A 650-nucleotide genomic window follows, 5' to 3' on the forward strand; every position below is an offset into this window, starting at 1 on the left:
TGATTCTCGACCGTTCGGGCGAAATAGCGGCCGGCTTCACCGTCCCAGCCCATCAGACTAAGTGTGTCGAACGGACCGTTCGCGCGCTCATCTTGCACGATGAAGTAGTTGCCCGAATGCCAACGGGCGGAGTGGATGCTGTTCCACGGACTCGCTCCCGCGTGCGGATTATCCAGCGACTGCTCGTCACCACCATAAGAGGTGCCCTCGGCATGCCAGTCACCCAGAAAAACTGCCACCTCTTCATGCTCAGCCATGATTCAACCTACGTTCGGGAGCCAAACCGGGCAATCATCTGAGGTGGCCGGTGAAGGATCGCCCGACCGGATGCCGGCGGTTCAGGCGTCAGCGTACCCGTTGAGCCTTGGCGGATTCAACCGGTCGTTGCAACGATGGGTTGAATCCGCCTTGCCCTTACGGGCGTCTTCTGAGATTAACTGTCTACCTATAGATAGTTCTATACACGTGTTATAGAATGGTCTATAGGAGGTGGTTTGAATGACCACGATTAGTTACCGCCCTGAGGTTCAGAGGGCGCGGACGTTGCGCCAGCGGCTTGACCTTGACCGTCTCGATTACCTTCGGGAGTTGCGGCGTTTGGCTGCGATCATGAGTCAGACGGAGCTTGCGTCGCAGTTGGGGGTGAAGCA

At 57.4% G+C, this 650-nt stretch carries 1 protein-coding gene; it reads right to left on the reverse strand.

Going from position 1 to position 650, the window contains the following annotated elements:
* Positions 1-257 (reverse strand): hypothetical protein (locus JF66_RS19760; protein WP_035880596.1); only part of this gene is annotated, 257 nt, incomplete at its 3' end.
* Between the last annotated feature and the right edge of the window lie 393 nt (positions 258-650).

Source organism: Cryobacterium sp. MLB-32, from assembly GCF_000738085.1.
Taxonomy (GTDB): domain Bacteria; phylum Actinomycetota; class Actinomycetes; order Actinomycetales; family Microbacteriaceae; genus Cryobacterium.